This is a genomic window from Bradyrhizobium jicamae, from assembly GCF_001440395.1.
GTDB classification, from domain to species: domain Bacteria; phylum Pseudomonadota; class Alphaproteobacteria; order Rhizobiales; family Xanthobacteraceae; genus Bradyrhizobium; species Bradyrhizobium jicamae.
On record NZ_LLXZ01000057.1, the window covers coordinates 90,202 to 92,085 of the forward strand.

Here is a 1,884-nt window from a genome sequence, read left to right on the forward strand (position 1 = left end):
ATGGCCGACGTCGATCACCTCGGTGGCCTGGCCCTTGATCACGGCCGAGCCCAGAATGCCCTCCTGCTGGCCGGCGACCTCGATGTGCAGCCGCTCCTCGACGATGTCGATGATCTCGTCGACCACGAGCCCCATCGAGCGGCCGTCGTCGGCGAACACCAGGATCGGCTGCGAGCCTGTGGTCTGGACGCTGACCCCGTTCATCTGCACCAAGGGCATCAGCTGCTCGCGGTACTGCACCATGTGGCGGCCGTTACTGAGCTCGATCTTGTCGGTGGCGATCTCTTCGAGCCGGGTGACGAGGCCGAGCGGCACCGCCTTGGGCTGCGAGGAACCGGCGCGGAACACCAGCAGCGAGGTGAGCTGTTCGCCGCCGATCGCATGCGCGGCGGAGGCGTCATCGGCCATCTCATGGGCCGAGGCGCCGGAGGCGCCGAGCGCCTTGGCAATGCCGTTGGGGTCGATGATCATGATCACGGCGCCATCGCCCAGGATGGTGTTGCCGGAGAACATGTCGATGTGCCGCAGCTTGGTCGACATCGGCTTGACCACGATTTCTTCGGTGTGGAACACGCCGTCGACCACGATGCCAAAGGTCTGGCTGCCGACCTGCGTGACCACGATGAAGCCGTTCTCGGGGTCGGTGGAGGAGCCGTCGTCGATCTTCAACAGCTTCTTCAGATGCATCAGCGGCAACAGCTTGTTGCGCAGGCGCAAGACCGCGGTGTCCTTGATGCGCTCGATGCGGTGTTCGGAGTTGGCGCGGGCCCGGACCAGTTCGACCACCGAGAGCTGCGGGATCGCAAAGCGGTCGCCGCCGGCTTCGACGATCAGGGCCGAGACGATGGCGAGCGTCAGCGGGATCTTGATGGTGACGGACGAGCCCTCGCCGGCGACCGACTTGATGTCGATGGTGCCGCCGATCTGGTCGATATTGGTGCGCACCACGTCCATGCCGACGCCGCGGCCGGAGACCGAGGTGACGGTGGCAGCGGTCGAGAAGCCCGGCGCGAAGATGAACTTGTGGATCTGGGCTTCCGTCATCTTCTCCAGCTCGGCCTCGGTGACGAGACCGTTCTGCAGCGCCTTCGCCTTGATCCGCTCGGTGTTCAGCCCGCGGCCGTTATCGGCGATGCAGATGATGATGTGGCCGCCCTCGTGATAGGCGGAGAGCCTGATCGTGCCCTGCTCGCCCTTGCCGGAGGCCACGCGCTCGGCCGGGGTCTCCAGCCCATGGTCGGCGGAGTTGCGCACCATGTGCGTCAACGGATCCTTGATCAGGTCGAGCACCTGGCGGTCGAGCTCGGTGTCGGCGCCGTGCATTTCGAGTTCGATCTGCTTGCCGAGTTCGCCGGAGAGGTCGCGGACGATGCGCGGCAGCTTCTGCCAGGCGTTGCCGATCGGCTGCATCCGCGTCTTCATGACGCCTTCCTGCAGCTCGGCGGTGACGTTGGAGAGCCGCTGCAGCGGCACCTTGAACTCGGTGTCCTCGTTGCGGCGGGAGATTTCCAGCAGCTGGTTGCGGGTCAGCACCAGCTCGGAGACCATGGTCATCAGATGTTCGAGCGTGTCGACGTTGACGCGGATCGACTGGTTGGCGATCTTGTCGGCGACCTCGCCATCGGTCTCGACCGCGGCGGCCTTGCGCGCCGGCTTGGCCTTGGCTTCCTTCGCGGTTTCCTTTGCAGCTTCCGGCGCAGGCGCGGCCTTGGCGACGGGGGCCGGTGCGGGCGCAGCTTCCGTCTCGGTCTCGCGGAAGGCGCGCTCGAGATCGTCGAGCGAGACTTCGCCCGGACGCAACGGGCGCTCCAGCACCTGCTCGACCAGCGTGCCCTTGGTCATCGCGGGCGGCGCCGGCGGCGCGGCGGGAGCCGGCGCGGGCGC

The 1,884-nt window shown here is 66.8% G+C and carries 1 protein-coding gene; it reads right to left on the reverse strand.

The annotated features are described in order from the left end of the window. Nucleotides 1-1,884: chemotaxis protein CheA (locus CQ12_RS09250; RefSeq protein ID WP_057835004.1), on the reverse strand; the 1,884-nt coding region annotated here is incomplete at both ends.